1 protein-coding gene is annotated in these 570 nt (G+C 65.6%); it reads right to left on the reverse strand.

What is annotated here, in order from left to right; translation table 11 throughout:
• Nucleotides 1-570 (reverse strand): SIS domain-containing protein (locus DEQ92_RS21570; RefSeq protein ID WP_115821760.1); only part of this gene is annotated, 570 nt, incomplete at both ends.

Raw genomic sequence — 570 nt, forward strand, 5'->3', positions numbered from 1 at the left:
TCGGGCGCCGGCGCGCGTTGCCCGCTTGAGTGCGGACAGCATGTCGGCCGTCTCGCCGCTCTGCGTGGCGGCCACCACGAGCGTCCGCCAGGGGTCGCGCCCGCCGTCGAATTCGTACTCCGAGGCGACCTCCACGGAGGTGCGAACGTCGGCGTGCTCCTCGAACAGCTTCGCCGCATAAAGCCCCGCGTGATACGATGTCCCGCAGGCGATGAACTGCACCTCCTCCAGCGAGTTCAGGTACTCTTTCGGCAGGTCGATCTCCAGGTCGACCTCGCCTTTCATCTCGTCGACCCGACCGGAAATCGCCTGGCGGAGCGCCGTCGGCTGCTCGTGGATCTCCTTGAGCATATAGTGCTCGTAGCCGCCTTTCTCAGCCGCTTCGGCGTCCCAGTCGACCTCCTGCACCGCACGTGAGACTTCCTCGCCGTCGACGTACACCGTCGCGCCCTCTTCGGTGATATGAATCACGTCACCTTCTTCCGGATAGCTCACGCGCCGGGTGTGTTCGACGAACGCGGGGACGTCGCTCGCGAGGAACGTCCCGTGGTCGGCGAATCCAAGCACGAG

This window comes from Haloferax sp. Atlit-6N (genome assembly GCF_003383195.1).
Taxonomy (GTDB): domain Archaea; phylum Halobacteriota; class Halobacteria; order Halobacteriales; family Haloferacaceae; genus Haloferax; species Haloferax gibbonsii.